At 76.8% G+C, this 702-nt stretch carries 1 pseudogene; it reads right to left on the reverse strand.

What is annotated here, in order from left to right:
• Positions 1-659 (reverse strand): annotated as a pseudogene (locus HUX53_RS33440) (stress protein); the annotation flags it as partial.
• Positions 660-702 lie beyond the last annotated feature (43 nt).

Raw genomic sequence — 702 nt, forward strand, 5'->3', positions numbered from 1 at the left:
ACCTGGTCGACGTGCGCCAGATCGGCGGCGACGCCGACGCCGAGCAGCCGGGCGGACGTGCCCGGGTCGAAGCCCTGCAGCCAGCCCGCGCCCGACAGGCCGGCCGCGTCGATCACCTCCAGGCCGACGAGCCCGGGCGGGGCGGCGGCCAGGAACCGGGTGGCGAGGGACCAGGCGTAGGCGGCGGAGTCGCCGGGCATCGTGCCCTGGGAGATCCACACGGCGCGCCGCCACGGCAGCCGCAGGACGAGCGGTATCCGCAGGTCGGGCAGCTCGGCGGTGGACAGCCGGCCGAGCAGGACGCCGTCGGCCAGGTCGGTGCGGGGCCGCCAGGTCAGCCAGGACGGCGCGTCGAACGGCGCGACCTCCGCGGGGACGTGCGGCTCCACGCGGGCCAGCTCGTCGCGGAGCTGCGCGGCGTCGGCGCGCAGGCGCCGGTCGGCGGCGGCCATGAGCTCGTCGAAGCGGCCGCGGGGGCGGCGTCCGGCGATCTCCTCGTTGCGAACGGTCAGCGCGTGCTCGGTCGCGGACCGGAACGCGGCGAGGGAGCGGCTCGCGTCCTCCCAGATCAGCCAGCAGCGTTCCAGGTAGTCGACCTCCGTGGCGGGCGGCGGCGCCGGGGGCGGCGCCGGCTGCCACGGCAGGTGCTTACGCCACATCAGACGCTGCCGACGCCAGAGACGATGACAGCCGACGGACAAG

The organism is Actinomadura sp. BRA 177 (assembly GCF_013372625.1).
Classification (GTDB): Bacteria; Actinomycetota; Actinomycetes; order Streptosporangiales; family Streptosporangiaceae; genus Spirillospora.